The 26,209-nt window shown below is 67.0% G+C and carries 19 protein-coding genes; 15 read left to right on the top strand and 4 right to left on the bottom strand.

What is annotated here, in order from left to right; translation table 11 throughout:
• The first annotated feature begins 65 nt into the window (after positions 1-65).
• The 4 genes from lgt to ACH34R_RS10895 all read left to right on the top strand — a co-directional run bounded on the left by lgt (position 66) and on the right by ACH34R_RS10895 (position 4,085).
• Complete coding sequence (lgt, locus tag ACH34R_RS10880) at positions 66-917, top strand: prolipoprotein diacylglyceryl transferase (RefSeq protein WP_397561224.1); 852 nt, start codon at positions 66-68, stop codon at positions 915-917.
• A 75-nt stretch (positions 918-992) separates the two neighbouring features.
• Positions 993-2,201, top strand: coding sequence for an MFS transporter (locus ACH34R_RS10885; protein WP_397561225.1), 1,209 nt, complete (start codon positions 993-995; stop codon positions 2,199-2,201).
• Positions 2,202-2,229: 28 nt separating this feature from the next.
• A complete protein-coding gene (locus ACH34R_RS10890; RefSeq protein ID WP_397561226.1) occupies positions 2,230-2,856 on the top strand; it encodes a TetR/AcrR family transcriptional regulator in 627 nt (208 codons plus the stop codon).
• Between the two features lie 68 nt (positions 2,857-2,924).
• The gene (locus ACH34R_RS10895; RefSeq protein ID WP_397561227.1) at positions 2,925-4,085 is read left to right on the top strand and encodes a cytochrome P450; all 1,161 of its coding nucleotides are present in this window, start codon (positions 2,925-2,927) and stop codon (positions 4,083-4,085) included.
• Between the two features lie 12 nt (positions 4,086-4,097).
• Here ACH34R_RS10895 and ACH34R_RS10900 read toward each other — a convergent pair whose 3' ends face one another.
• The 3 genes from ACH34R_RS10900 to ACH34R_RS10910 are packed head-to-tail and all read right to left on the bottom strand — an operon-like array spanning position 4,098 to position 6,390.
• Entirely contained in the window at positions 4,098-5,276 is a 1,179-nt protein-coding gene (locus ACH34R_RS10900) for an MFS transporter (protein WP_397561228.1), read from the bottom strand.
• Positions 5,276-5,674: a MerR family transcriptional regulator gene (locus ACH34R_RS10905; protein WP_397561229.1), complete on the bottom strand. Its 399-nt coding sequence runs from the start codon at positions 5,672-5,674 to the stop codon at positions 5,276-5,278. The genes ACH34R_RS10900 and ACH34R_RS10905 overlap by 1 nt, the downstream gene beginning before the upstream one ends.
• 59 nt (positions 5,675-5,733) lie before the next feature.
• Positions 5,734-6,390, bottom strand: a complete 657-nt coding sequence (locus tag ACH34R_RS10910; protein WP_397561230.1) for a class I SAM-dependent methyltransferase — start codon at positions 6,388-6,390, stop codon at positions 5,734-5,736.
• Positions 6,391-6,469: 79 nt separating this feature from the next.
• On the opposite strand from ACH34R_RS10910, the gene ACH34R_RS10915 reads away from it, so the two are divergent.
• The 7 genes from ACH34R_RS10915 to ACH34R_RS10945 all read left to right on the top strand — a co-directional run bounded on the left by ACH34R_RS10915 (position 6,470) and on the right by ACH34R_RS10945 (position 14,336).
• A complete protein-coding gene (locus ACH34R_RS10915) occupies positions 6,470-6,904 on the top strand; it encodes an SAM-dependent methyltransferase (protein ID WP_397561231.1) in 435 nt (144 codons plus the stop codon).
• A gap of 91 nt (positions 6,905-6,995) precedes the next feature.
• A complete protein-coding gene (locus tag ACH34R_RS10920) occupies positions 6,996-7,727 on the top strand; it encodes a hypothetical protein (protein WP_397561232.1) in 732 nt (243 codons plus the stop codon).
• Positions 7,728-8,142: 415 nt separating this feature from the next.
• A complete protein-coding gene (locus ACH34R_RS10925; RefSeq protein WP_397561233.1) occupies positions 8,143-9,330 on the top strand; it encodes an MFS transporter in 1,188 nt (395 codons plus the stop codon).
• Complete coding sequence (locus ACH34R_RS10930) at positions 9,314-9,676, top strand: BlaI/MecI/CopY family transcriptional regulator (protein ID WP_397561234.1); 363 nt, start codon at positions 9,314-9,316, stop codon at positions 9,674-9,676. Before ACH34R_RS10925 ends, ACH34R_RS10930 begins: the two co-directional genes overlap by 17 nt.
• Positions 9,673-10,596 carry a M56 family metallopeptidase gene (locus ACH34R_RS10935; protein ID WP_397561235.1) on the top strand — a complete coding sequence of 308 codons (924 nt, stop codon included), beginning with the start codon at positions 9,673-9,675 and terminating at the stop codon, positions 10,594-10,596. The genes ACH34R_RS10930 and ACH34R_RS10935 overlap by 4 nt, the downstream gene beginning before the upstream one ends.
• A gap of 468 nt (positions 10,597-11,064) precedes the next feature.
• Positions 11,065-13,317 (top strand): helix-turn-helix domain-containing protein, encoded by a 2,253-nt coding sequence (locus ACH34R_RS10940; protein WP_397561236.1) that lies wholly within the window; start codon positions 11,065-11,067, stop codon positions 13,315-13,317.
• Positions 13,314-14,336 (top strand): hypothetical protein, encoded by a 1,023-nt coding sequence (locus ACH34R_RS10945; protein ID WP_397561237.1) that lies wholly within the window; start codon positions 13,314-13,316, stop codon positions 14,334-14,336. Before ACH34R_RS10940 ends, ACH34R_RS10945 begins: the two co-directional genes overlap by 4 nt.
• On the opposite strand, the gene ACH34R_RS10950 is transcribed toward ACH34R_RS10945, so the two are convergent.
• Complete coding sequence (locus ACH34R_RS10950) at positions 14,299-17,433, bottom strand: DEAD/DEAH box helicase (RefSeq protein ID WP_397561238.1); 3,135 nt, start codon at positions 17,431-17,433, stop codon at positions 14,299-14,301. The genes ACH34R_RS10945 and ACH34R_RS10950 overlap by 38 nt on opposite strands.
• Positions 17,434-17,490: 57 nt before the next feature.
• On the opposite strand from ACH34R_RS10950, the gene ACH34R_RS10955 reads away from it, so the two are divergent.
• The 4 genes from ACH34R_RS10955 to ACH34R_RS10970 are packed head-to-tail and all read left to right on the top strand — an operon-like array spanning position 17,491 to position 26,196.
• On the top strand, positions 17,491-19,185 hold the full coding sequence (locus ACH34R_RS10955) for a PD-(D/E)XK nuclease family protein (protein WP_397561239.1): 1,695 nt from the start codon (positions 17,491-17,493) through the stop codon (positions 19,183-19,185).
• Positions 19,182-20,384, top strand: a complete 1,203-nt coding sequence (locus ACH34R_RS10960) for a hypothetical protein (protein ID WP_397561240.1) — start codon at positions 19,182-19,184, stop codon at positions 20,382-20,384. Before ACH34R_RS10955 ends, ACH34R_RS10960 begins: the two co-directional genes overlap by 4 nt.
• A complete protein-coding gene (locus ACH34R_RS10965; protein WP_397561241.1) occupies positions 20,381-23,632 on the top strand; it encodes a hypothetical protein in 3,252 nt (1,083 codons plus the stop codon). Before ACH34R_RS10960 ends, ACH34R_RS10965 begins: the two co-directional genes overlap by 4 nt.
• Positions 23,626-26,196, top strand: a complete 2,571-nt coding sequence (locus ACH34R_RS10970; RefSeq protein WP_397561242.1) for an RNaseH domain-containing protein — start codon at positions 23,626-23,628, stop codon at positions 26,194-26,196. Before ACH34R_RS10965 ends, ACH34R_RS10970 begins: the two co-directional genes overlap by 7 nt.
• Positions 26,197-26,209 lie beyond the last annotated feature (13 nt).

Raw genomic sequence — 26,209 nt, forward strand, 5'->3', positions numbered from 1 at the left:
TTTCATGGCGTGGCGGTACGCGAACGGGGTCCCCTCTTCAGGGAAATTGAAATAGATTGCCTGCCATGTCGCTTGCCGTGATCCCCCCGCCGCCCGCAGAGGTATGGCACCTCGGGTGGATTCCCATCCGCGGCTACACCCTTTGCATCATGCTCGGCATCGTCGTCGCGGTCGCCTTCGCGGAGTACCGCTGGCGGGCCCGCGGCGGAACACCGGGGACCATGGTCGACCTGGCGGTCTGGGGAGTGCCGTTCGGAATCGTGGGCGGGCGGCTGTACCACGTCATCACCGACTGGCAGTTGTATTTCGGGCCCGATGCCCCAAACCGGCCCATCGACGCCATCCTGATCTGGAGCGAATCCGGACCGGGCTGGCGCGGCCTGGGCATCTGGGGCGCCGTCGCGCTGGGCGCGGTGGGCGTGTGGATCGCCTGCCGGCGCCGCGGCATCACGGTGAGCGAGGTCGCCGACACCGTCGCGCCCGCCGTCGCACTCGGCCAGGCCATCGCCCGGTGGTGCAACTATTTCAACCAGGAACTGTTCGGCGGCCCCACCGACCTGCCATGGGGCCTGGAGATCGAGGCGGGCCGCCCCGGCACCGTACCTGGCGTCACCACCTATCACCCCACGTTCCTGTACGAATCGCTGTGGAACCTGGCGCTGACGCTGGTCCTGGTCTGGGCCGGTCGTCGTTTCATGTTGCATCACGGCCGCCTCTTCGCCCTGTACGTGGCGGGCTACACCTTGGGCCGCTTCTGGATCGAGGGCATGCGGGTCGATCCAGCCAACGAGATCTTCGGAATGCGGCTCAACCAGTGGACCTCGATCGCCCTCTTCCTCGGCGCGATCGGCTACGTCTACCTGACCCGGCGCAAGACCCCCGCCGAACCCCGGGACGCCGAACAGGTCGCCGCCTAGCCATTCGGCCATTTGACCATTTGACCATTTGACCCTTGCTTGATCAACGGCTCGGGCGAATGTTAAAAGAAGTCAATGAATCCTGCTGCTCGCTGGCTTATCGGTGGGGCTGCGATACATCGGCTCGCGGAGACCTCGTATGACCTGGTAATGCCGCTGGTCGTCTTATCTTTGACCGGCTCGCCGGTCTTGATGGGTCTCATGTTCGCGGTCGGTTTCGTCGCCGAGTTCATTGTCGCCGTCATCGGCGGAAGTATCGTCGACCTGGTCAGCCGGAAACGGCTGCTGCTCCTGATCACCGGGGCCGAGGTCCTGGTCATGGCGGCCTGCGGGGCGCTGGCCCTGACCGGCTCGCTCGGCACCGTGGCGCTGATCGCCGCCGCCGCGCTGATCGACTTCCTGGTCCGCCTGTACCTGGTCGCCGACACCGCCGCGCTGCCCAGGGTGGTGGACCGGCAGACGCTTCCCCGCGCGAACGGCCTCATGCAGGTCTTCGTCTCCATCGCCCAGGCCGTCGGCCCGATGCTGGCGGGCTGGGTCGTCGGGCTGAGCGACGTCGGCGGCGCGCTGCTCGTCACGTCCGGGGTCTTCCTGCTGCTTTTCGTGTCGCTGAGCCAGATCCCGTCGTGGGGCATCGCGGACCCGGCTCACGACTCCGCTACCCAAAACGATGTGCTGCGGCACATGTGGGAAGGTGTTCGCTTCACCTTCGGCAACCCGCTGTATCGGCAGATCGCCATCTGGCGCGGCTTCTTCGACTTCTTCATCGGCGCCGCCTTCCTCATGTTCATTTTCTACATGCGGGAGGAACTCGATTTCAGTGGCATGGAGATCGGCATCGCCACCACCATGGGAGCCGTCGGCGCGATCGGCGGCGGTCTGGTCTTCGCGAAGGTCCAGGCGCGATTCCCGTCCCATACGCTGATCACCCTGTTGTGCGCCGGAATGGGCGTGGCGTTCGGAGTCATGGCCGCGGCCGGTCAGACCTGGTCGGTCGGCCTGCTGATGATGTCGTTGATGTTCCTGCTCTCCTTGCTCGGTCGCCTGCTCACACTCTTGTTCCAGGACACCGTTCCGGCGAACCTCCTCGGCCGCGTCACCGCCACCTCGCAGTTGCTGACCACCGGTTTCGGCCCGCTCAGCGTGCTGTCCGCGGCGTGGCTGAGCGACGTCGCATCGGCCCGCCACGTCTTCGTCATCGTGGCGGTGGCCGTGCTGGCACTGGCGGTGCTGTCCCGCTTCGGCGTGATGAGCCGGGCGGACTGGCGTATTCGCTTGCCGTAAGGCTGACCATTTGGTTAATGTGCTGACCATGCGGTCAGACAACAGCGACGACCTCACCGCGCGGGCCCGGATCAGGAACGCGGCGTTGGAGCTGTTCGGCGCCGAGGGGGTCGGCCGGGTCAGCGTGCGGGCGGTCGCCGCGCGGGCCGGGGTGTCCCATGCGCTGGTGCTGCACCATTTCGGCAGCAAGGAGGGCCTGCGCAAGGAGTGCGACGGGTACGTGATCTCGCTGGTGCGCGGCGGCCCCGGCCTGGATGCGCTGGGCGACGCGCCCGGGCTGGGGGCGCTGCTGGAAGCGGGCACCGCCGTACGCCGCTACCTGGCCCGGGCCTTCCTGGACGGCACGCCGGAGGCCGCCGGGTTGTTCGACGAGATCGTCGAGGCCGCCGGCCGCTGGCTGGACCAGGGCGTACGCGAGGGATGGGCGCAGCCCAGCGAGGATCCGCGGGCGCGGGCGGCCATCTACGTGACGTGGCTGCTGGCGCCGCTGACCTTGGGCGAACACCTGTCCAGGGCGCTGGGCGTGCCCGACCTGCACGGCACCGACGCCACCCTGCAGTACTCCAGGGCCGCCATCGAGATCTTCACCCGGGGCGTGTTCGCCGACGACCGCGTCCTGACCGCATGGGACGCGGTCCGAAAAGAGCGGCAGTAGCGCTGAAGCCGTCGCGGACCGCCCTTTCCCCTTTCGAGTCCCCTTTCGAGTTCCCTTCTGGAGCCGACATGAGCACTCTCGCCGGTCTGCTGACCGCCCCCGACCGTGACGCGTACCTGACCGGCCTGGCCAAGGACGGCCCGGTCAGCCGCGGCATCTACCTCGACGGCACCCCCATCTGGCTGGTCACCGGTTACCCGGAAAGCGTCACCGTGCTGACCGACCCCCGTTTCAGCAGCGACATCACCAAACAACGCAAGATCGACCTCGCCGCGATGGCCGGCCTGCCCGAGGACGTCGCGCCGTACCTGCTGCACACCCTCGGCGTGTACGACCCGCCCGACCACACCCGCCTGCGCCGCCTGGTCTCCCGCGAGTTCACCGCCCGCCGGGTGGAACGGCTGCGCCCGCGCATCCAGCAGATCGCCGACGCGCTGCTGTCCGTCGTGCCCGAGGAGTTCGACCTGATCGAACGGTACGCCTACCCGCTGCCCATCGAGGTCATCTGCGAACTGCTCGGCGTACCCGCCGATGACCGCGACACCTGGCGCACCTGGACCGCCGCCCTCGGCGCGCCCGACCTGGGCCGGATCGCCGAGGGGGCCAGGGGGCTGGTCGGCTACATGCGCGACCTGATCGCCGCCAAGCGGCGCGCGCCCGGCGACGACCTGCTGTCCGGGCTGATCAAGGTACGCGAGAACGACGGCGACCGGCTCGGCGACGAGGAGCTGATCTCGCTCTCCATCAGCATCTTGATCGCCGGGCACGAGACCACCGTGGGCCTGATCAGCCAGAGCGTCCGGCTGATCCTGACCCGCTCTCTTGGGCTCGGCGACGTCGAGGCGGCGGTGGAGGAGTTCCTGCGGTACGGCGGGCCCGCCGAGATCGCCGTCATGCGGTACACCCTTGCGCCGGTGGAACTCGGCGGCGTCGCGATCCCGGCGGGGGAGGCGGTGCAGGTCGTGTACGCGGCGGCCAACCGCGACCCGCGCCGCTTCGACCGGCCCGGACTCCTCGACCCGCACCGCACGGACAACGCCCACCTCGGCTTCGGCCACGGCATCCACTACTGCCTGGGCGCGGCGCTGGCCCGCGCCGAGGCGCAGATCGCGCTCACCAGCCTGTTCGACCGGTTCCCTGGGCTCGCGCTGGCCGGGGAGGCCGGCTGGCAGCCGGGCATCAAACGGGCGCTCACCGGCCTGCCGGTGCGTACCTCCCCGCCCGCCTGACGACCCGGGCCGTCACCGGCCGGCGCGCGGCAGGATCGGCATGGCGGCCAGTACCAGCAGCCCGCCCGCCAGCGGGATGCCCGCCGCGCCCACCGTGGCCAGCAGCACGCCGCCCAGCACCCCGCCGAGCGAAGCCCCGATGAACATCGCGCAGGTGGCCAGCGCCATCGCCGGTCCGGCGGCCCCCGGCGCCAGCGTGAACATCATCGACTGCAACGGCGGATTGACCGCCCACCCGGCCAGAGCCAGCAGGATCGCCGCCGCGCCGAGGACGGCGATGGGCATGTCACCGGCCCAGGTCACCGCCGCGGTCGCGACGAGGAAAACCGCATATCCGGCGAAGGCCAGCACAAGCGTGCGGTGCGGGCCGATCCGGTCGGACCCGCGCCCGCCGAGCCAGGCCGCGAACGTACCCGCGATGCCGTGGATCGTGAAAAGCACCGACATCGCCTGGTAGTCGACACCACCGGCGGTACGGAAGATCGGGAACATGTAGGTGAGCAGCATCAGCCCGCCCGTACCGCTGATGATCATGGCGATGACCACGCGGAGCACCGGAGTCCGGGTGAGCGGCGCGACCTGGGCGCGCAGCCCCTCCCACGGCGGGGCCGCGAGCTTCGGCACCGCGAAGATCCCCACCAGCGCGATCAGCGCGAGCGCGGCGACGAACAGCATCGTGGCCCGCCAGCCGTACCCGCCGCCGATCCACGTCCCGATCGGCACGCCGAGCACGAGCGCGGCGGTGATGCCCGTGGTGACCAGGCTCAGGTAGCGCCCGCGTTGGCCCTCCGGCGCGATCGTCGCGGCGGCGGCCATCGCCGCGGGCGTACTGGCCGCGGCGGCGAGCCCGCCGACGACCCGCAGCACGATCAAGATCCCGTACGTGGGGGCGAAGGCCGCGAGCACGTTCGCCACGGCGAAGACCGCCAGCCCGGCGAACAGCACCGGCCGGCGCGGCAGCCGCGCCGTGGCCACCGCCAGCAGCAGCGAGCCGAGCCCGTAGGCGATGGCGTACGCCGTGACGAGCTGCCCGGCCAGTGGCTCGCCGACCCGCAGGTCAGCGGCGATGTCCGGGAGCACCCCGGCGATCACCATGTCCCCGGTGGCCCCCGCGAACGTGGCCAGGGCCAGCGGCAGGGCACGACCGATCGACGCGGCACCGGTCCCGGCCCGCGTTGCGGAAACGACCATCAGCCCGCCCTGACCCGGCCGAGCCCGCGCTCGATCTCCTCGGCATGCGCGGCCAGCCGCCCACGCAACCGGTTCAGCCGCCCGATCCGCTCATCCAGGCTCTCCAGCCGCGCCCGCACGGTGTCCAACGCCGCCGCACAGTACGCCTCCCGCCCCAACGGCCGATCCAGGCACCCCAGCTCCTTGGCCTCCCGGATGTCCTCCACGGTGAGCGCCAGGTCCATCAGATCCTTGATGTTCACCGCGTGAACCGCGGCGATCTCGTCGTACTCCCGGTAGCCGTTCTCATCACGGACCGGCGACAACAGCCCCCGCTGCTCGTAGTAACGCAACGAACGAGCACTGACCCCGGTACGCCGGGCGAGTTCGCCGATCCTCATCTCCGATTCCATGGGCATGCGACGGAAGCTACGCCCTTGACACTAGCGTCAAGGTCAAGCCCGCCGGCCGACCTGCATCAGAGGTGTGCGATCAGCGCATAGCGTTCGTCGGTTACCGGGCCGCCCCATAGGTCGGGATCATCGCTGATCGGGTGAATGCGGGCATCGCTGACGAGCGGTCGTACGGCGGAAGCCAGGTCGGCGGCGGTGACGCCGCCGACCCAAGGGAGTGACCGGGCGCCGGTCACATAGGGTGATTCGGCCTGGCCGGGGCCGCCCCACCGCCCCTCGATCAGCACCAGGCGGCCGTTCGGGCGAAGCCGGGCGACCCACTCGCGTAGCGCCGCGTGTGGGTCGGGCAGGGTCCACAGCAGATGCCGGGACAGCAGCATGTCGAACCGTTGCCCGCCGGTGGGCGGGAGGGCGGCGTCGCCGACCAGGAAACGCCCGGGAAGCCCGGCGGCAGTGAGCTTGGCCCGTGCCCGCTCGACCATCCGAGGCGCCAGGTCCACGCCGGTCACCCGATGCCCGGACGCGGCCGGCAACAGCGACAACGAGCCTGTCCCGCACCCCAGGTCCAGGATGTCGGCCGGATCGGAAGGCGCCCACGCTCGGAGCAGGTGGTCCCAGGCGGCGCGCGTGTGATCGGCGCGCAGGCCGTGGTCGGGCTCGTCGTCAAATGTGCGGGCGGCGGCATCCCAGTAGCCGGTGATCGCGGACGTCAGTTCGGTCATGGCGACGATTCTGCCCGTCGCCACCGACAGTTCCGCGACCCCGACCAGGGGGATCCGGGCTTCGCCTACTCTTCTGTGGATGTCGCCACCTCTTTCGCCGCGTCTCGCGGCCGTCGTGAACGCGCTCCCCCTCCGGCCGGACTCACGGGTGCTCGAAATCGGATGCGGGCCGGGGGCGGCCGCGCGGGCGGTGGCGGAGCGGCTCACCAGCGGCCACATCCTGGCCATCGACAGGTCCGCCGCCGCCATCGCGCAGGCCGAGGCAGGTGCGGCTGAGGAGATCGCGGCCGGGCGGATGAGCGTCCGCCAGGTCGCGGGCGAGGACTTCGCCCTCCAGGCACAGGAGGAACCGTACGACCTGGTCTTCGCCGTCCGCGTCGGCGCACTCGACGGGCGGCACCCCGAGACCGGCCAGCGCATGCTGCGGCGCATCGCCGCGGCGACCACGCCCAACGCCCGCCTCTTCATCGACGGCGGCGACCCACTTCGCGAACTGGTCATCCCGCGCCCTTGAGCGTTATGACCGTCTGGCCACCGGGACGATCGGCGTTATCAGGTGAATATTCAGATGTGCGGGCGGGACTTACCCCTCTACAGTTATTCGCGTGACGAAGCTCAATCAGATCCTCGCGGTGGAGAAGGGCGTGAAGTCCGAAGTCCAGCGTAAGGTGACCGATGCTTATCAGCAGATTCAGAAGGCCCCGCTGCTTTCTGGTATCTCGCGCACCTACCAGCCGATCGACGATGAGGGTGAGCAGTTGCCGCCCGAGGCGACGCGCGTTCAGGTGCAGGCGGAGGCCGTGCTGAAGGGCGTTGGGGACGTGCTCACGCGTCTGTTCGACGTGACCGCGACAAAGGACTGGGCGAACTGCGCCGCCAAGGCCGACGTGATGGTGGACGGTTCGGTACTGCTGGCGGATGTGCCCGTCACTTATCTGCTCTTCCTGGAAAAGCAGCTCACCGATGTGCACACGTTCATTTCCAAGCTGCCGACTTTGGACCCGGCCGAGACCTGGGCACAGGACGAGCACACCGAGGCATGGCGTACCGAGCCGGTCAAGACGACCCGCACCAAGAAGGTGCCGCGCAACCACGTGCTGGCCGCGGCGACCGACAAGCACCCGGCGCAGGTGCAGGTGTACAACGAGGACATCGTCGTCGGCTACTGGACCAAGGTCGCGTTCTCCGGGGCGCTGCCGCAGCGCCGCGTCAACGAACTGCTGGCCCGGGTGCAGAAGCTCCAGGAGGCCGTCAAATATGCGCGCGAGGAGGCCAATGGCACTGAGGTCGTCGATCAGAAGATCGGCGAGAAGGTGTTCGCCTACTTGCTCGCATGACCCGACAGACTCCCTCGCCTGCGGGCGAGGGTGCGCGAGGAGCGCAAGCTGAGGTTGAAGCCTGAGCCTGATTCAGGGCCGTACGGCCCGATCAAATTCAGATTCTCGCTCCAGATTCAGCATCGACCGTCGGTTGCCGGATCGACCGAAGGCGGACGGAGATTGTTGAGATGCCGGTTCGAATCCGGCCCGGGCCTCCACTCGCGGCCCGGTGGCTCAACGGCAGAGCGCACATCGACCAGGACTGATCCGCCTTCTTAAACGCCGCCGGCACCACCTGTGACGGCAACCTCCAGGTCCCCCGGGCATGGGTAGCCCGGGGGGCCGCTCCATTTCTCCATGGCACCCTTCCTGCGGGACCATCTACTACACGCCGTAGTATGACGCGCTGTAGTAGAGCTGGGAAGGGGATGTGATGCGGCGTTCGGCGCGGCTCGTCATCTTGGGCACGGTCTTTGTGGATCTGCTGGGCTTCACGCTGGTGCTGCCGTCGCTACCGTTCCACGCCGCGGAGCTGGGCGCGACCGGGCTGTGGTTCGGCGCGCTGGTCAGCGCCTACGCCGTCGCGCAGTTCGTGGCGGCCCCGCTGCTGGGCAGGCTGTCCGACCGGTACGGCAGGCGGTCTGTGCTCCTGCTGGCCCTCGCCGGATCGGCGGTGTCCATGGCGCTGACCGGACTTGCGGGCTCGCTGGGCGCGCTGCTGGTCTGCCGGGTGCTGGCCGGGGCGAGCGGCGGGAGCATCTCGGTGGCGCAGGCGTACCTGGCCGACACCACGCCCGCCGACCGCCGTACCCAGGCCATGGCCCAGATGGGGGCCGCCATCGGGATGGCGTTCATGCTCGGTCCGGCGATCGGCGGGGTGCTCGCGCCGCTGGGGTTCGCCGCGTGCGCGTACGTCGCGGCGGGCCTGGCGGCGGTCAACCTCGTCGCCGCGCTCGTCTGGCTGCCCGAACCGCCCCGGGGTCCGGCGCAGGACGACCCATCGACCACCGATCAGGAAAAGTCCGGACGCCTCCCGGTCGCGCTGCTGGCCGCGACCGGCTTCCTGGCCATGACCGCCTTCGTCGGCATGGAGACCACCCTCGCCTTCCTGGGCCGGGACCGCTACGGCTGGGACGCCACCGCCATCGGCCTGGCGCTCGCCGCGGCCGGGCTGGCGCTGGTGGCGGTGCAGGCCGGGCCGGTGTTCCTGCTGGCGCGCCGCTGGGGCGACGCGCGCGTCGCGGCGGCCGGTGCGGTGATCATGGCTGGCTGCATGGTGGCGGTCGCGGCGTCGGCCACCTGGTGGCAGTGCCTGGCCGCGGTCTGCCTGCTGGCCGCGGGGCACGGCCTGCTGACCCCGACGGTCTCCAGCCTGCTGGCCGTCGCGGGGCCGCCCGGGCGGCGCGGCGTGCGGCTGGGCCTCGGGCAGTCCGCGGACGCCGCCGCGCGCATCGCCGGACCGGCCGCCGCTGGACTACTGTTCGATGCCGGGGCCGCGTTGCCGTACCTGGCCGGAGCCGCATTCGCGGTGCTCGCGGCGGCGACCGTGCTGTCCGTACCGGCCCGCGAGCCCGTACCGAAGCCCGCGGCGCGGAAGGAGGGGTGTGAACAGCCTGGGTGAGCTGGAGCGCTCGATCATGGAGGTGCTGTGGGGCACCGACGCCTGGCTGACCGTACGCGAGGTCGTCAACCGGCTCAGCGACCGCGACAACGCCTATACCACGGTCATGACCGTCCTGAACCGGCTCGTCCGCAAGGACTTCGTCCGCCGCGAACGCGACGAGGACGGCCGCACCTGGCGCTACCGCCCCGCGGCCGGCCGCGAGACCTACATCGCCGAACTCATGCTGGCGGCCCTTAGCGAAACCGGCGACCGCCTCGCCGCCCTCGGCCACTTCGCCCGCTCCGTCACCCCGGAAGAGGCCGAAGCCCTCCGCCGAGCCCTCCCGGAGGGCGGGACGTCGTGATCTACGCCGTCCACCACCTCCTCACCCTGCCGGCCGCGCTGGCCGCCATGCTGGTCATGTCGCGGTCCCGGCGGGCCTGGCGGGCACCGCGGACCTCCCTGGTGATCTGGCAGGCGATCGGCGCGTCCCTCGTGCTGTCAGGCATCGGTACCGCCGTCGCGCTCGGCCTGGCGCCCTACCGGCTGGGCGTCGTTCCCGCGCTGGTGGCCTTCGCGGGTGACGCCGCCCGCGGCGACCTGCCCGCCGCGCTCACGCCCGTACACCTCCTGCTCACCGCCTGCGGCCTGGCCGTCGCCGGGTGGCTCGCCCTCGCCCTGCTGCGCAGCGCCCGCGCCGTGGCCGCGCTGCGGCGCAGGCAGCGTACGCTGCTCGCGCTGATCGCCCGCCCGCACCCCGACCAGCGGGACGCCCTGGTGGTCGAGCATCCCGCGGTGACCGCGTACTGCCTGCCGGGCCGCCGGTCCGCGATCGTGGTCAGTACCGGCAGCCTCGACCTGCTCACCGGCCTGGAGTTCCAGGCCGTACTCGCCCACGAGCGCGCCCACGCCCGCGAACGCCACGACCTGGTGTTGCTGCCCTTCGCCGCGCTGCACCGGGCCCTTCCCGCCAGCCGCCGCGTCCGGGACATGCTGGACGCGGTCGCACTCCTGGTCGAGATGCGCGCCGACGACCGCGCCGCCCGTGACAGCGACCGGCTGACCTTGGCCACCGCCCTACGCCGCTTCCACACCTGCGAACACCTCCCCGCCCCACCTGGCACCCTCGCCGCCACCGGCCACAACACCAGGCGAGACCTCGACGCCCGCATCGCCCGCCTCACCACCCCACCCCGCACCTCCCGCCCGGCGCGCGTACTACTCCTGCTCATCGCCCTGACGGTGACGAGCACCCCGCTCAGCCTGTTCCTGCTCCCAATGTGATCGTCGCCGATCCGTATGCCGCGAGAGAGGGCCATTCGGCAAAGCAAGTGTGTGCACGATTTGTATAACCGTGGTTAGAGTTCGGCTGATATGGGTGCCGCTTAGGGGGCCTGCTCCTGTGGTGCGTTCGCCACTGCTCATTATCCGATCGCGGAAACCTCGCTGCTAGGCAGCCGTTTCCAGTTTCCGTGGAAACCTTCAACAGGAAACCTCTTTACGGAACCACCTCTGCTCGGCGAATGTATTCCTCAACGGGCGGCAGTCAGGCCCGATCACGTAAGCCGTTCTCGATCTCGGCGTACCGATGCCGAAGGAGGTGCAAGCCGGTGCACACCCATGCCGTCAACGCTTTGATCTTGTCGATCGCGACCGCCCCGGCCGGCTGACACGGCTATGTTCCAGCCGGTTGCAGAGTCATCTGAACTGATACCTGGCGACAAGGGCGATGAAGGGGGCCATCATGGACTCATGGCGAAACCGTCATTGGTGTTCGGTAGCGAACTCCGGCGCAGGCGCGAGGCGGCCGGTATATCTCAGGGGAAATACGGGCAAATCATCGGGTGTAGCAAGAGCTGGGTCAGCAAAGTCGAGGCTGGCAAGGTGGCGGTCACGCCCGAATTCGCCCAAAAGTGCGATGATGCGCTGGAAGCGGATGGCGCCTTGATGAAGCTGGTTCCGCAGGGCAAGATCAAACGATCACGGCGCCTCTCGAGCGGCAGGCTGGCCGGCCTTCCGCCCTCGCCTCAGCACTTCACGGGACGTTGCGGAGAGCTGGCGAGGCTCGCGGCGTTCATGGAGAGTGAGCATGGCGCGAATGTCTGTTTGCTGACCGGGATGGCAGGGGCCGGGAAGACCGCTCTCGCCCTCCACGCCGCCCATGAGATAGGCCGATCCTTCCCTGATGGCGTCGCGTTCTTCGACTTCGGCGCCCATACGCCCGGAGGGACCAAGCTGACCGACCACAGCGTGCTCGGAGACCTACTGACCTTGCTCAACGTATCGGGAGAGGAGATGCCATCAGGTCGAGCCGGCCGCGCCAACCTTTACCAGAGCAGGCTGCGCGGCAGGCGTATGTTGCTCGTTCTCGACAATGTCGAGAGCTCTGACCAGATCAGGTCTCTGCTCCCGGCCGAGCTGAGCTGCCGGGTCCTGGTGACCAGCAGAAACCGGCTGAGCAGCTTGGACCAGGCCGAGCACCTACCCGTTGACACGTTGCACATGGAGGAGGCCATCGCGCTCTTCCGATCGGTCGGCGGGGAGCGTGCCGAAGGCGCCGAGGTCGGCCTGCTCTCACGGCTCGTAGAGTATTGCGGTCGGCTGCCACTGGCGATATGTATCGCTGCGGCACGGTTCCGTGGCAACCCGAAATGGGCCCTGGAGGATTTCGAGGCGGCCTTCGCTGAAGAAGAGGTTTCCCCGATGGAAGCCATCGATGACGGAGAGCGGAGCGTCCAAACGGCCTTCGCCATGTCCTGCGACTCGCTCAGCGAAGACCAACGGCGGTTACTCGGTCTGCTGGCTCTGCACCCCGCACATGGGATCCAGATCCGTAGTGTGGCCGCCCTCATGGGTGTGGATCAGGCCCGTGCCCGGACCTTGATCGACAGGCTTGGCAACGCACACCTTGTGGCCTATGAGACCGCCGACCGCGTCACCATGCACGACCTACTGCGGGAGTTCGCGCGGGACAGCGTGCTGACCCAGATAGCGGGGAAGGATCAAGACGCCGCCATGCTCCGCCTCCTCGACCACAACATTCTCCTGGCGGAGTCGTGCGGAAGGTTCATCGAACCGCACCGCCATCGGGCATCCGAAATCTCTCCCGGCGCCGCGACTTCGTCGGTGGGAATCGCGGATCGCTCCTCGGCCATCAAGTGGTTCCAAGCGGAGTGGCCGGCACTGGTCGCATTGTGCCGGATGGCCGCCGCTCGCGATCTCCACAAGAGATGCTGGCGGCTGGCGTTCGCGCTGCGCGACTACTTCTTCCTCACCAAGCAGTGGGAGCCGTGGATCGACACCCACCGGGCCGCAGTGGCGTCCGCTCGTGCGGCTGGAGCCCACAGCATGCTGGCAGTCGCCCTCAACAGCCTAGGAATCGCCCATACCGACCAAGGTGACCTCGCCTCCGCAGTAGAGCACTACCAAGAGGCACTACAGTTGTTCGGCGGACTTCAGGATGAACACGGGCAGACCAACGCCCGCTCCAACCTGGCATGGGCGGCTCTTTATCTCGGCGAGTACGACAAGGCACTTCACGAATTGCGTACAGTACTCGCCGCCTACCGGAGATTGGGCAATTCCCGCAACGCGGCGATCACCCTTCGCGCCATAGCACTGGTCGAGACCGAACTCGCCTCCTATTCCGAGGCGCTGGAGCATGCGCTCACGGCCCGCAAGGAGTTCTGTGAACTCGGCCTGCCGCTTGACGTCGTCATGTCGATCAATTGTGCCGCCTGGGTGCACTTCAACGCCGGAGACCTCCAAGCGGCGGCCGCTCTCTACCAGGATGCCTTCGAGTCGGCCGAGCGGTGCGGCAGCAGGTACGAGGCGGCCCGGGCGATGACGGGCTTGGCCAATGTCTCCGCTGCCTCGGGGCGCCCCCGAGAGGCGGCAGAGCAGTGGGCCCGAGCCGACGCGCTCCACCAGCCATTGGAGCCCACGGTGATCGGTGAGTCCAGGCTCAGGTCCTGGATGCAGCCGGATCGAGTAATCACGAGATGACGATGAAGATAAGTACCGCTGACGTGATCAGCGAGCTGAAGCGTGTGCGCAAAGGTTTCGGTCTGGAAGATGCCAGGGCGGCAGCACGTATCGGACCCGCGCTCCGATTGCTCGCCGGGGCGACCGGTGATGACGGGCCCGCGGTGCAGCGTAGAAAGGTCAAGGCCTTCTTGCAGCATACAACCAAGGCGCTGCCGCGGCACATGGCCGGCGTGGTCGTCCCGGCACTCGCGTTGGACGGTGCCGATAACCTGAAGTTCGAGTCCCGGTTACACCGGATGGCCCTTCAGCAGGGTTGCGACGCACGCACCGCCCGACGCCACGTGGACGATGCGCTTACCTGGCTGGCGGAACAGGCGCTGTCCGCACCGCAGCCGCCCGACTTTCGCACCGCTCAGGATCTTCCTTGGTATGTTGGGCGACTGAAGACCCTTGTTCTCCTGAAATCCCCGGCCGTTGAGGTGATTGAAGAGCGGCACATCATCAGTAACCAAGACGACCTCAGAGAAATCACCCTTTCATATTCTCTCGGCCAAGCCCGGAACGGCGTGGCGCCAGCCGCGTCGAGCCCCCTCCAGATCGATGTTCTGGGCGGGGGAGTCCCGCTGATCTGTGAGCAGTTGTCAGCTACCAGGACCGGCGTGCGGATACGGCTGCCAAGGCCGCTGCAGCGACGGCAAGGCCACATGGTGACGGTGCGAGTGATCACGGAAGTGATGGCCCCGTTCTACGTGTGCACACCAAGATACGCCTGCCGGCGCTTCGACTTGACTGTTGGATTCGACCGGGCGCACATACCGAGCCGGGTCTGGGTGATCGACAATGAGTTGCCGCTGGAGGCAGGCGATCCTTCATGCCGCCGTGGCCGAGTAAGACCAAACGACGCTGGGGAGATCGTGAGCTCCTTCGAGGAGCTTGAGGCGAATCGATCCTATGGCTTGGGGTGGGCTTGGGAGGCTCCAGACGTCGAGGGCCTCTCACTCAGTCCACTGGGGGTGGAACCAGGTCGCTCAACGTGACCTGCTCTCGCGTCCTCTCGGTCAACGCCAGCTCTGCGGCTTCCAAGACCACGGCCATCAACTCACTGTCATCGCCCACACAGGTTCGCACCACCCCCGGATCGGCATCGACGATCCGGTCCGCTGTGTCGAGGCCTTCACGTGCAAGATTGAGATACACGGATCGCCTCAGCGGGACCTCCACCCACTTCGCAATGGGAACGAGCCCCTCGGCGATGCCCAGCTCCAGTTGCGCGGGCAGCAGGTCCGGTAGGGCGCCGAGATCGGCCGCGGGGTTCACGCATTGCCCGATCTCGATCACCGCGCGCATGATGTCGCCGGTACGCCGGGCTGCTTGCCGTACGGGCCCCACATCTGCGTAGCCTGCATGCGTTCGCACAGCGATCGCGCGCTCGATCCCGGCGAGATCGATGCCTCTACTCCACATCAAGCAGGCAATACTTCGCCGAGCCCGTGCCACATGCGAGTCATATTCATCGGAATTGACCCACATCTCCCGCAGAACGGGCTCGGCGACCTTCTGGCGAGACAGCTCTTTGGCCAGCTTGTTCAGATCGCCCAGGCGGTTGTTCAACCTGGTGGGGAACCGCGCGTCGTCCAGCTCCCTGGTGAACTGGGCTGCGCAGATCAAGGTCATCCGGTTCATGCCATCAGGAGGTACCTCTGCCAGCACCTTCGCCAAGGTATCGGCCGACTCGAAGCGCAGGCCGCTGCGCGCGGCCACCTTCCCGAGATTCGTCAGCACGAAGCCCGACTCTGTGGCGCACAATAGCTGCGTTTGACACAGCTCCTTCAGTGCGGATTCCACCTTCTCCGGAGCAAGAGGGTGCGACACGTCACCGTCCTTTGCCCGGTAGGAAGCGAATGACCACTGCAGAAAGCGTTGGACGTCCACGCCCAGAGACCTGCTGAGTCCGACCTTGGCGATCCCGGCCACCGACAGGATCGTGCTCCGGAGATCATCGACTCCTTCGAGCAGGGCCGAACACAGTGCCTCCGGCCGGGCCTTGATGTAGGCCTGCCATTTCTGGGCCGCGTCGACCTCGCCTCTTGCGACAATGAAGGAGCGACCCTGAGGGGTCAGACCGGTTCGCGCGGCGCGACCGGCCATGTTCTTGTACTCGAACACAGAGTAGGGACGTCCCCCCTTGCCGGGGTGCTCCAGCTCGCAGATGACCACGGAGTCCGCAGGAAGGTTGACGCCCTGCGCCAGGGTCGTCGTGGCCACGAGTACTCGTATTTCTCCATTGTTGCTTCTGAAGGAGTTCTCCAGAACGCGACGTTCTTCGTCACTCAGATCCGACACGTGGAAGGCGACGCCACCGCGCAGGCACTCGCGGAGCCGCTCAGTGGCGCGGCCATCGTCGCCACCCACTAACGCATCCAGCGTGGACTTGGCCGGAGGGAGCCCGAGGCGTCCGGCCAGATGCTGCGCGAAGGACCACGCCAGATGGCGTTGGGAGCGAAAGACGAGGACTCGTTCGTTCGCGGTGACCAGCTCGCTGACCAGGCGTTCGGCCAGGTCTGAATCGTCCGATTCCTGAAGGTTGGGCAGAGCCTCCTGTTCTTCATCGCCATCACGAAGGAAGCGGTACTCGCCACCCGGTCGCACCACGCCCTCAAGGAGCGGCGTGGGTCGCTCATGCGACTCCAGAAGTCCCGCACCCAGCCACTTCGCCAGCTCCGCACACCCGCCGATCGCCGATGAAAGGCCGATGACCTGCGGAGCACGCCCAGCGGGCCGCAGGAGCCTGATCTGTGTGAGCAACATCTCCAGGTGTGGCCCCCGACCAGGCAGCGTGAGGCAATGGATCTCGTCCACGACCAGAACCCCGATGCGGGACAGCAGATCAGGGCGCATGGTCAAAAGACCTATGAACTTCTCGTACGTGCAGACCGCCAGATCGAATTCGCCGGACAGCAGCTTCGAAACCTGGTCGCGTAGCTCCCCGGTGGCGCGGACCGTTGTGATTCCGGCCGGATGATATTCTTTGACGAATCGGTCGTACTGCTCGTTCACCAGTGCCCGGTTCGGCAATAGGAAGACGGCCTTCTTCCCTTGAGTGACCGTGAAGACTGCGGCGATCTCGCCGATCAACGTCTTTCCCGCCGAGGTGGGAGCGGTGACCACCACGTTCTTCCCGGAAAGAAGAGCTTCACGGTTGATGGCATCGACCTGGAGCGGAGTGAGCCTTTGAATCCGCTTTCCCCAGATGTCGAGAACCTTTGCAGGAAAGCCGTGCTGCTCAAGACTGGACAGGGCCCGTGTGGCCGGGAGCAGCTTCGTATCCTGCGCGACCTCCAGGTACCTTTTCCCCTTTTGGAATACATCGATGAAGACCGAGCCGAGGTTTGCCTGCAGGACGGGATTCTGCACCCTTCCGGCGAGCGGTCTCGGATGGGAGGCGACATTCATCATCACGTGTTCGGCCAGCTTGAGTAGCGAGACTCTTCCTCCGACAAGGACGTCGCCCGTCCCGAGCAGCCCTTCAATGATGTAGTGGGTGAGCAGCCCATGGTTGAGGCCGTTGCCCTCATACGCCTTCTCCCCCTCGCCTGAGGCCGCCAGCACGAGTCGGCCGCGGCCGACGATCTTGCTCAGGGCGTGGTCGATGGAGTCGGGCCCGACCCGCCCGACATGGCCGGCCCGGCTGCCGTATTCAGAGTCCGGCCGTCGCAGGCCATGGACGAGATGACCCCCGACGAAGCAACAGTCGAGCACCACGATCAGCAGCCGCGCAGAGATCTTGTCCACTTCGGCGACGAAGGCGTCCAGAGGAATCGCCGTTTGGGATATCTTGTCCGGATTTGCGTCAAATGTAGCCAGCTCGCCCGTAGGGGTGCCATGCCCGGAAAAGGTTATTGCCACAACATCGTCGCCGGTGCTCACGGCCGCGATGTGTCGTATTTCTTTCAGGATTCTGTCTTTGGTGGCCTGACGGTTCAGGACTAGATTGGGCTCGCCGCCGAGGTTGTCCTGGAACAGAGCGTGCAGCACCGTCGCGTCCCTGGCCGCGAATCTCAGAGATTCGAGCCTTCCCGACATCTCGTACTGATCCAGGCCGACGAAGAGGCCGTGAAACGTCTCCTCGGCCACTGATTCACCTTCCCGTCGTCCCTACGGCAACAGCAACGGAAAGTATCACAGCAGACGATGATCGAAATGACCCCACCAGGTAGCGAGCCCACATCACGCACCTTCGAAAGGAGAAATGACTGGCAGACGGGCTGGCAAATGCCCCCAGGCGTCTCCGGTGACGCCAGTCTCCTGCGCTTCCGTCCTTCGAGCATCAAGGGGCCGGAGAGTGGGTGCCCCCAGCGCCTGGCGTTGAAGGTGCGGCCCGGACTTCTCTGGCCGGCACAGCCCGACCGGCCTGCCCAGCGCATGGAGACCTACGGCATGGGACCGTTCTACAGGGTGCTCGACTCCATCGAGTTCGATGGCATGAGCCCCGAGGCTGCTGTGGCGCGGTGGCAGGAGCGTAGTAAGCGTCCGTTTCACCCGGCTTTGATCCGGTGGACGGAGCATGCCGTTCAGCATTTCCGCAGCGCCATGGCCCGCTACCGGTCCGGCCGTACCCCGCTGAAACCCGTGTCGCGCGACTGGATCAGAGAACGACCTCCAACGGAGAACGGCACCGTTGCGGGTGAGGAACTGGCGACCGGACGCCGTTACGAAGGCCACGGCATTCGGGAGCTGTGGATCCCGCGGCCGGACACGGTGGAGGATCGCGAGCGGCACGAAGGCGAGATCGCGGTCGCCGCCGCCGTGCTGGCGGAGGGACGGCCGCTTCTGAACCGGCTCTGGAGGGGGACGCGGGCCATCCTCGGCCGCTACGAGCGACCGGACCGCGTGCGCATCATCGAGGTCGGCTGCGTGGACGGTTCGCTCAACGTCCTGTTCGACGACACGCCCGAGGCCGCCATCGTCAAGTACCGGCGAGACGCAGAGGAGTCCTTACGAGACGCCGCCGTCGGCAACGATCACCGGCCTGGGTACGACTGCGTCACCTGTCCCCTTCTTGCCACCTGCCCGGCGGTGCCGTCCCACCCGGGACTGCTCGGCATCCACGACGACTCCAAACCGCTGCGTTCGTGGTCGCTCACCACCGTGCGCGAGCACCGCACATGCGGTCCGATCCCCCACTTCCGCGAACTCCGCCTGCCAAGCGATGGCGGGGCGAAGGAGAGTGAGGCGACCCTCCGCGGGCGCGCCGTACACGATTGGATAGAGAAAAGGCACCGCCGTTCGCCGCTGCAGCCGTGCCGCGGAGATGATGTCCCCGACCCGCAGGCCGATCAGGGCCAGGTCATGCTCCCGAACGACGGTTTCCAGACGCGGCTGGGTATCCAGATGATCGGGGACCACTCCCTCGTCTGCCCGCTGCGAGGCGCCGACGAACACGCCAGGGCACTTCCCGAGCATGTGGTCGTGGTATATGACCCGGCCGCCAATACCGTGGTCATCGCCAAGATCGATCTGCTTTATCGCGTCAAGGGCGAGTGGCGGTTCCGCGAGACCAAGACGTCCCGATACCTGAATGAGGGCGATCTACTCAAGCGCTACCCCCAGATCTCGCTGGCCGTGCTGCTCTCGGCCGAGGGGCTGCTGCCCGGCGGGCCTGGCGGCTGTCGGGTGGAGCTTGAACGGCTGACCGCCAATGGCCCTGTGCTGACCGAATTCGACGTGCACGATCCGGATCTCGTCGCGGATGCGCGCGAGGTCGTACGATCGCATGTCCATGACTGGCACGGCGACGAAACACTGGCCACCAAGCCGGGCACGGCCTGCGCCGAATGCGGGTTCACCCGCTGGTGCTCCGATGCCGTGCCGGGAGCGGCGTCATGACCGCCTGGGTCGCGCCCCCGGCGGACCGTCTCGCCGAACGGCGACGCCGAGTCATCACCGCCGCGCTGCGCGCAGCCTACGCGTGGACGGTCAGGCACGAACATTCGTCCGCCATGTTCGAGATAGCCAGAATGACCGGTGTCGTCATGGAGGCGCACGGACCAGGACGAGGGCCGAATACACCACTTGACCTGGCGAACTCCCTCCACGGCCCATTGGGCGAGCTACTGCCCCGCACCGAGGTCGCCCAGGACGATGACAGCGACGATGCCGCGATCTCCGAGGTCGTCCTGCTGTCGCGGGAAGGCGGTGAGGACCGGCTCTCCGATGATGCTCAGGACCTGGTTTGCGAATACGTCGTGCCGCTCGACGTCCTCACCGACTCGGGTCAGTGGCTCCCATCATGGACGCGCATGCGCTCCGACCAGATCAGGCACGAGGCATTCACCACGATGATCGAAGCGAGGAATCAGACGACCTATGTGGCCTCCCGCCGCTTCCTCGTCGAGCATCCCGCCGGCTCCGTCGAGGAGATCCAGCACCTCGTAAGCGACTCAGGGATACGCCTTCCGAAAGGAGGATACGGAGCCGTCCCCGACGGCCAGTCGCACCGTGGCAGGGACGGTAAGACCTGGTGGTGGCCCTGCCCTGATTGCCGCTGGCCGATGTCGGTGTCGCGAGGGCGGGTTCGGTGCGGGTATCAGCCGCATTCCGCCATCTACGACGTCATCGAAGGAACTGCGCGTGCACGTCCGCGCCTGACCAGGGTCGATGAGGGGCCGAGGGCTCCGCTGCCCGCCGCTCGGCCGGCCGAAAGAGCGGTATGCCTGAGCGCCGGCGTGTGGCGCTTCATCGTCGTTCCCGGAGCGAGCGAACTGAGGCTGTGCACCAAGCTGCAACAGCTCGGCGCCGACGTCGAACTGTGGCCTGACTTCGATTCCTATGACCTCGATGTCGGGGTCGGCGGCGAGAGGTTCGCGATCGACCTCAAGGAGTACCGGTCGCCGTACCGGCTGATCGCCGACCTCATCGCGAAGCAGCCGAACGCCCAGCTGCTGCTGCCGAGAACTCATGAACACCAGCTCGCGACGATCAGAACAAGAATGCCCTCGCTCGCCATCACCACTGAGACACGGTTCCTGGCCCAGGTCCGGCGAATCCAGAAATCGTACGCGCGAACAAAAGCAGGGATTTCATGAACACCAGAGCGCCTGAGCCCGAAGTGACCTCCAGAATCCTCGGCGCCGCGATAGGACTGGCCGCGCGCTTCTTCCCCGTCGATGTCGGCAGCGGGTTCAGCAGAACCACCACCCGGGATGACGCCCTCTTCGTTCTCGACGGGCACATCGCGGACTGGTCCGGCTGGCAGGACCTCCTCGAGGACGATGCCAGACGATTCGCGAAGCTCCTCCGTCGCCGGGCGAACCAACTGGCGAACGCCGAGACGGCCGGCGAGTTGCTGGATCGGCTGCTGCAAAGCGGGGACATTCCCGGCTGCACGGCGGACGAGCACTACAAGGAGGAGAAGAACGGCAGGATTCAGATCGACCCGGGTATGCCCCTTACGGCCTTCATCGACCGCGTCCTGCGCGAGCTGGACGACCTGTACGCACAGAGCAGGCGTGCCCTTCCCGTCGCCAGGGCCGGAGTTCACACCACATCCACGCGTGTTCCCGGTCCTGGCGGGTCCGACCAGACGTTCGTTGACTTCCGAGTGGAGCTCCAACCGCACCACCAGCAACGGAACCACACACTGCCCCGGGTGGAGGACGCTCCTCCATTGCCCGATCTCCGCGTTCCATTCTCCGCTTTGGAGGAGATCGCCGCCGCGATCGATCGCCGCGAGAACACCGCGTTTCGACAGAAGTGCGTCCAGAGGTTCGCGAAGCGCATCCGGACAGGCGACGACGAGTCCACTGACGAACTGATGCTCACGGCGGGCACGCTCAACGAACTACTGGCCTATACCGGTTTCGGGAAGTCCGTGGTCCTCGTGGAGAGCTTCGCCTGCTGGGCGGCGCAGCGTGGTGTGAGCGTGGCGTTCGTCCTGCCGACCAATGCCGATGTCGCGCGGGCCACCCATCAGATCGAAGAGGCGCTGAAGATCTTTCGCATCGCCGACCTGGTGAGGCTGGTCCCGCTGGTGTCACCCCGTGCGATGATCAAAGTGGCGGAGACGGCCACACGCATCTCCCCTTCCCTGTACGACCCCGACTGGGTGTGGGAGCGTTTCGGATACGGCTGTGCGCTCGCCGCGACGGCCACCAACGAAAGCGGTATCGACGGCTGGCAGCCCGGCCGCGAACCCTGTGCGAAGCTGCGCCGCCGGCGGCCTCGCGGCCGGAGGGACGAAACGGTGGCCTGCCCATGGCGGACCACCTGCGGCCGGTACCGGGCCGTACGGGACGCATGTTCGGCGGACATCATCGTGACCTCCCACGCGAACCTGATGCGTGGTGTACTCCAGGCGCCTGTGGACGACGGGTGTGGCGCCAACGACCGGCTCACCGTCGAGGAACTGATCCTGCGGCGCTGCCAGGTCATCGTCATCGACGAGGTGGACCGCTTCCAGCAGGCCGCGATCGAGCAGTCGGGGCGTGACCTTGTACTGGACCACGCCGGGCGCACGAACACACCTTTACGTAACTTCGACGCCGACTTCGGCGCGGCGTTCGGGCGGCTCCACGGCGATGTCGATGCCAACGTACGCGACGCCTATTTCCAGCTCCGTTATCTCTCGGAAACCTATGTCAGCCATCTCGCCTACGAGCGAATCGGTGCCGTGTCCCCTGCCAAGCAGCGGCGGCCACACGGCCCACGCCGCGGGTGGATCGTTCCGCGGCGCTGGGACAACTGGCTGGCGGCCAAGTTGTTCGACGTCCAGCCGGACGCCGTCTCTCCACCGCAGATGGCCATGTTCCGCTCGTTGTTCCTCGACGAGGCCCCGGTACTGCCCGGAGAGCCTCAGCCCTTCGAGAAGGCGCGCACAAGCCTTGCCTCCGTGGTCACTTCTGGCTCCGGTGGCACGGCGATCAGCGCCGCACGCGCAGCACTCGGCGAGCTCGCCGCCTCGGTGCCCGAGGGCGAGCGCGCAAAGGTGGTGAACCGGATCCTGCGCCGCGCCATTCTCGAACGCGTCCGGGTATACCTGCACCGGCTGATGGCGAACAATGCGCAGCTCGTCGACATCGGTGTCGAGTCCGCGCAGAAGATCGCGGACGCCCTCGGAACCTACGGCCGATGGCAGCTCACTCCGACCGGGCCGCTGGGGCGGCTCGTATTCGCGTTCACCGAGTACTACGACGACACCGGTGGCGAACCTGTCAGGTTGAACACCGCGGCCTTCGGCGGAGATCCCCACACCTACGTCGTGGATCTCGGTGACACCACCGCGCTGGCCCATGCCGAAACGAGGCGGATCGTTCTCGGACTGTCGGCGACCGCGTACTTTCCCGGCGCACCGCATCACCATGTGCACGTCACGCCGAAGTGGTGGGTCCCTGACCGAAGTCCCACGGCCGTGCGGATCGAACCTGCCCCGATCACCGACGCGCTGGAAAATCTCGCACGGATCTCCGGCCTGGACGGGAATGCCCGCGTTCAAGCGACCAGATGGCTCGCCACACGGCTCTGGAGCACCTATCTGGAAGCCGAGCTGAAACGTCTCAAGGAAGACGAGCCCGACCGGGCGCGGGTCTTGCTCGCAACCACCTCATACGAAGGCGCCATGCATGTCGCGGAGGGGTTGGCGGACGCGGGCGTCGATTCGCATCGGATCTGCCTGGCCGTTCCGCCGAGCGGCTCCGAGGCTGACGGGGGCATCGTGAACAAAGGGCGCTGGCGGGAAATCCCGGCCGATCGTCTGGAGGGATTCCCCAAAGAGGAGAGCGCGGACATCCTCATCGCGCCGCTCGCCCGAGTGCAACGCGGCGTGAACATCATCGGAAAGGATGACAAGTCAGCCCTGGGTTCGATCTGGCTGATCGTGCGGCCGATCCCACTGATCGACGAGCCTCAAGAACTTCTTGCGCATATCCAGGCGAAAGCGCTCAGCGAAAGGCGCGGACCGTCCATCGACCCGCGCCTGCTGCTCACCGAACGCAGGAAGATCGCCGGCGCTTACCTGGAAGAGATCATTCATCGGCCGCCCTACTTCAATGCCCAGCCCCGGGAGGTCAAACTCGGCGTGGTCGCCGAGATCATGAACGGCGCGATCCAGCTCATCGGCCGCGCTCGTCGCGGCGAGACGAAAGCCGTCCTCCATCTGGTGGACGGCGCGATGCTCGACAACACCAAGGGAACCGACCTGGCCACCTTGATCGACCAACTGCGCACGAGGTGGGAAACGAGTGGAGAGCTCCCGGCCATGAGGAGCTACTACGACACGACACTGACCGCCTTCTTCGAGTACGCGAAGCAGAACAAGAACGGAGCCGCTGAATGCTGATCACGCTCGCCTACCGCGTCCCGCGTGAGCACCTCGATGCGGTTCTCGGAACCGTGACCGCCTACCCCCTCACTGAGGAGTTCGCGTCGGCGTGGGACTCGCTTCCGGGCGCAGGGGACGGCCGGCGACCGCGGTACTCCGCGCTGGCCACCGGGCTCGTGGCCGCCACAGGCAACCCGGTGCGCTTGTTCGGGGAGAACAACCTCGCCGAGCACGAACGGGCGGCGGGGAGCCGGCTGCTGCTTCTGACCAGTGACAATGCCCTTGATTTCAGGCTTCGGACGGCCGTACGGGCCTGGGAGCGGCATATCCGAGGTGGAGAAGGCCCAGCGTTGCTGGCGGACGCGTTGCCGGAGCCAGAAGCGGCACGCCCGTTCAGTGACTTTATCGAGTTCCGAGGCGGCCGAGTCCCGGTGGCGCCGAACTGGGTCTACCGGACGGCCGCATGGAAGGTCATGCGGCGAGTGGCCGCAGAACCGCTCTCGATCGGTGCCCGCGAACTACGGCTGCGCATCGATACGGATGGCTCCCTGCTGATCTGGGACGATCTCCTCCACCACACCAAGAAGCACCGAACCGCCCATGGGATGGCCAAGGTGACGGTCCAGCTCACCACCCGTGCGGGCATCGAAGATCCGATCCTGTGCTTCGACGCACAACTGTCCCAGATCCCGCTCCGATGGTACGGCCGTGGGACAAGGCACACCTGGATCGCTCGCGGCGAGGGCGACACGCCGATCGTGCGGCTTCCCGTCCGGCACCTCCGGGATGTGGAGAGCGGGGAATATGTCACACAACTCGACCAGGCGATCGCGAGAATACTCGAAGCCTGTCAGCTCGACCCACTGCAACTGCCCGCCACGCTCCCAGATCCACCCGGGCACGCGCGTCCCCAGTTGGCCTCCAACCGTTTCCATGTACTGGGCAACGGTCTGGGCCCGAGGTTCATGCTGTATCTGCACAAGCACATCCAACGTACGTTGCCGATGCTGGAACCGCTCACCTATGCGGTCGACAAGGCCGTCCGGCTGCCCAAACACGTGAGCAAGTACCCGATCGGCGGAATCCCCGCGGACGGTGTCGGCCCGAGCGGATACAAACGGGTGACCATCGCCTGCCTCTACAGCACTGCCGACGCTAGACAACGCATGCTGAACGAATTCAAGGAGCTTACCGGCGGCCGGCACATCCGCCCCGAACCCGGCGGTCCGGCCGTCATGCTCAACGAGCGGCTTGGGGTCGTCGCTCGTTGGTGCCCCGGCCTGCTCGCCCACGACACTGTGAATCGGTCGGCATACCTCGATGACCTTGCCACGATGGCGGCCGAGCCGGATCATCTCGTCGCCGTATGGGCAGAGACGGAGTTCCACCCCGACGCGCAGCGTCCCGAACTCGATGCGAAGCCGCACATCCGCAGGCTGCTCGGGCACATGGGCATTCCTGCACAATTCATGGCCACCGATCCTCAGCTCCTTCCCGAAGGGGCCGTACCCCGAAATCCCGAGGAACGGAAACACGCGGCTCGTGCCGCGCTGAGGGATCTTCTTCGGGCGGCGGGGGTCCTCGACAGCCGCGTGCTGGATGCCCTGATCACCCCGAAGCTGCCGAACGCGCTGGAGCGCGACACGCTCCTTGTCGGTATCCACGCACGACGGCAGCAGACGGGGACGGGCGATCCGGTGCTGGTCCTGGGCATGGTGGCGCTCCATCTGGTCCCCTCCGACCTCGGGAGCTGCCGGATACTGGTCTGGAGCGATCGTCAGAAGCGCTGGGTCCGAGCCGCGGAGGGGACCACCGACTTCTACGCGAGCGCGATCGGTTCGGCGCGCCTCGGCCGTACCGAAGAGAAAGCGGCCCGGACACGCGTGACGATCGAGGCGAGGCTGTGCGCCCTCGCCACCGGCGAACTCGCGGGCACACCTATGGTGATCTTCACTGACGGCAGGGCGACCCGGAGCATCTGGCCCGGTCTGCAGAATGCCAGGCTGGGCGAAGGGGTCCTGCCTGGTGATTCGCTGCGCGAACGAGGTGACGATGTGGCGGTCGTGCGGCTGAACACGGTGATCACGGAGATCGGCCGACCGGTCACCCGTGTGGAGAAGAGCAACAATCCCAAGGACAAGGACCAACCGGCCGCCCCCGGCCGGAAGATCTATCGGCTGCTGGACACCACACTTCCCACCTGGCTGTTCCCTGGTACCTCGGTTCAGACCCGGGCCAAGGGAGGCGATCGCGGTGCGCGGCACACCAGATGGTCACTCCAGGCCAACAAGGCGGGGCGGCAGGAGCTGGGGAAGCCCTGGCATTCGTACACCGCCAAGGAGATCGTGGTCATCGAACCTGGTTCCTGGCGGCCCGAGGCACTGGCCACCCTTACGGCACGGCTGTGCGAGCAGGCCATCTCCTGGGACGATCGAACCACCCTGCCCGTCCCGCTGCACCTCGGCACCTCCATGGACTTGGACCACCCGGATTACCGGGCCTATGGAAAGGACGAGGCGGACGGCATGTTCGAGGCCGAGATCCAGCACACGAACGAAGAGGAGGGTGAGGGCGGGCCCTGAACACACGCCCTCA

This window comes from Spongiactinospora sp. 9N601 (assembly GCF_044326295.1).
Classification (GTDB): Bacteria; Actinomycetota; Actinomycetes; order Streptosporangiales; family Streptosporangiaceae; genus Spongiactinospora; species Spongiactinospora gelatinilytica.

Excerpts from the sequence above, each read along its gene's own strand:
- lgt (WP_397561224.1), top strand. The coding sequence starts at position 66 with ATGTCGCTTGCCGTGATCCCCCCGCCGCCCGCAGAGGTATGGCACCTC.
- ACH34R_RS10885 (WP_397561225.1), top strand. The coding sequence starts at position 993 with ATGAATCCTGCTGCTCGCTGGCTTATCGGTGGGGCTGCGATACATCGG.
- ACH34R_RS10890 (WP_397561226.1), top strand. The coding sequence starts at position 2,230 with ATGCGGTCAGACAACAGCGACGACCTCACCGCGCGGGCCCGGATCAGG.
- ACH34R_RS10895 (WP_397561227.1), top strand. The coding sequence starts at position 2,925 with ATGAGCACTCTCGCCGGTCTGCTGACCGCCCCCGACCGTGACGCGTAC.
- ACH34R_RS10900 (WP_397561228.1), bottom strand. The coding sequence starts at position 5,276 with ATGGTCGTTTCCGCAACGCGGGCCGGGACCGGTGCCGCGTCGATCGGT.
- ACH34R_RS10905 (WP_397561229.1), bottom strand. The coding sequence starts at position 5,674 with ATGCCCATGGAATCGGAGATGAGGATCGGCGAACTCGCCCGGCGTACC.
- ACH34R_RS10910 (WP_397561230.1), bottom strand. The coding sequence starts at position 6,390 with ATGACCGAACTGACGTCCGCGATCACCGGCTACTGGGATGCCGCCGCC.
- ACH34R_RS10915 (WP_397561231.1), top strand. The coding sequence starts at position 6,470 with ATGTCGCCACCTCTTTCGCCGCGTCTCGCGGCCGTCGTGAACGCGCTC.
- ACH34R_RS10925 (WP_397561233.1), top strand. The coding sequence starts at position 8,143 with ATGCGGCGTTCGGCGCGGCTCGTCATCTTGGGCACGGTCTTTGTGGAT.
- ACH34R_RS10940 (WP_397561236.1), top strand. The coding sequence starts at position 11,065 with ATGGCGAAACCGTCATTGGTGTTCGGTAGCGAACTCCGGCGCAGGCGC.
- ACH34R_RS10945 (WP_397561237.1), top strand. The coding sequence starts at position 13,314 with ATGACGATGAAGATAAGTACCGCTGACGTGATCAGCGAGCTGAAGCGT.
- ACH34R_RS10955 (WP_397561239.1), top strand. The coding sequence starts at position 17,491 with ATGATCGAAATGACCCCACCAGGTAGCGAGCCCACATCACGCACCTTC.
- ACH34R_RS10960 (WP_397561240.1), top strand. The coding sequence starts at position 19,182 with ATGACCGCCTGGGTCGCGCCCCCGGCGGACCGTCTCGCCGAACGGCGA.
- ACH34R_RS10965 (WP_397561241.1), top strand. The coding sequence starts at position 20,381 with ATGAACACCAGAGCGCCTGAGCCCGAAGTGACCTCCAGAATCCTCGGC.
- ACH34R_RS10970 (WP_397561242.1), top strand. The coding sequence starts at position 23,626 with ATGCTGATCACGCTCGCCTACCGCGTCCCGCGTGAGCACCTCGATGCG.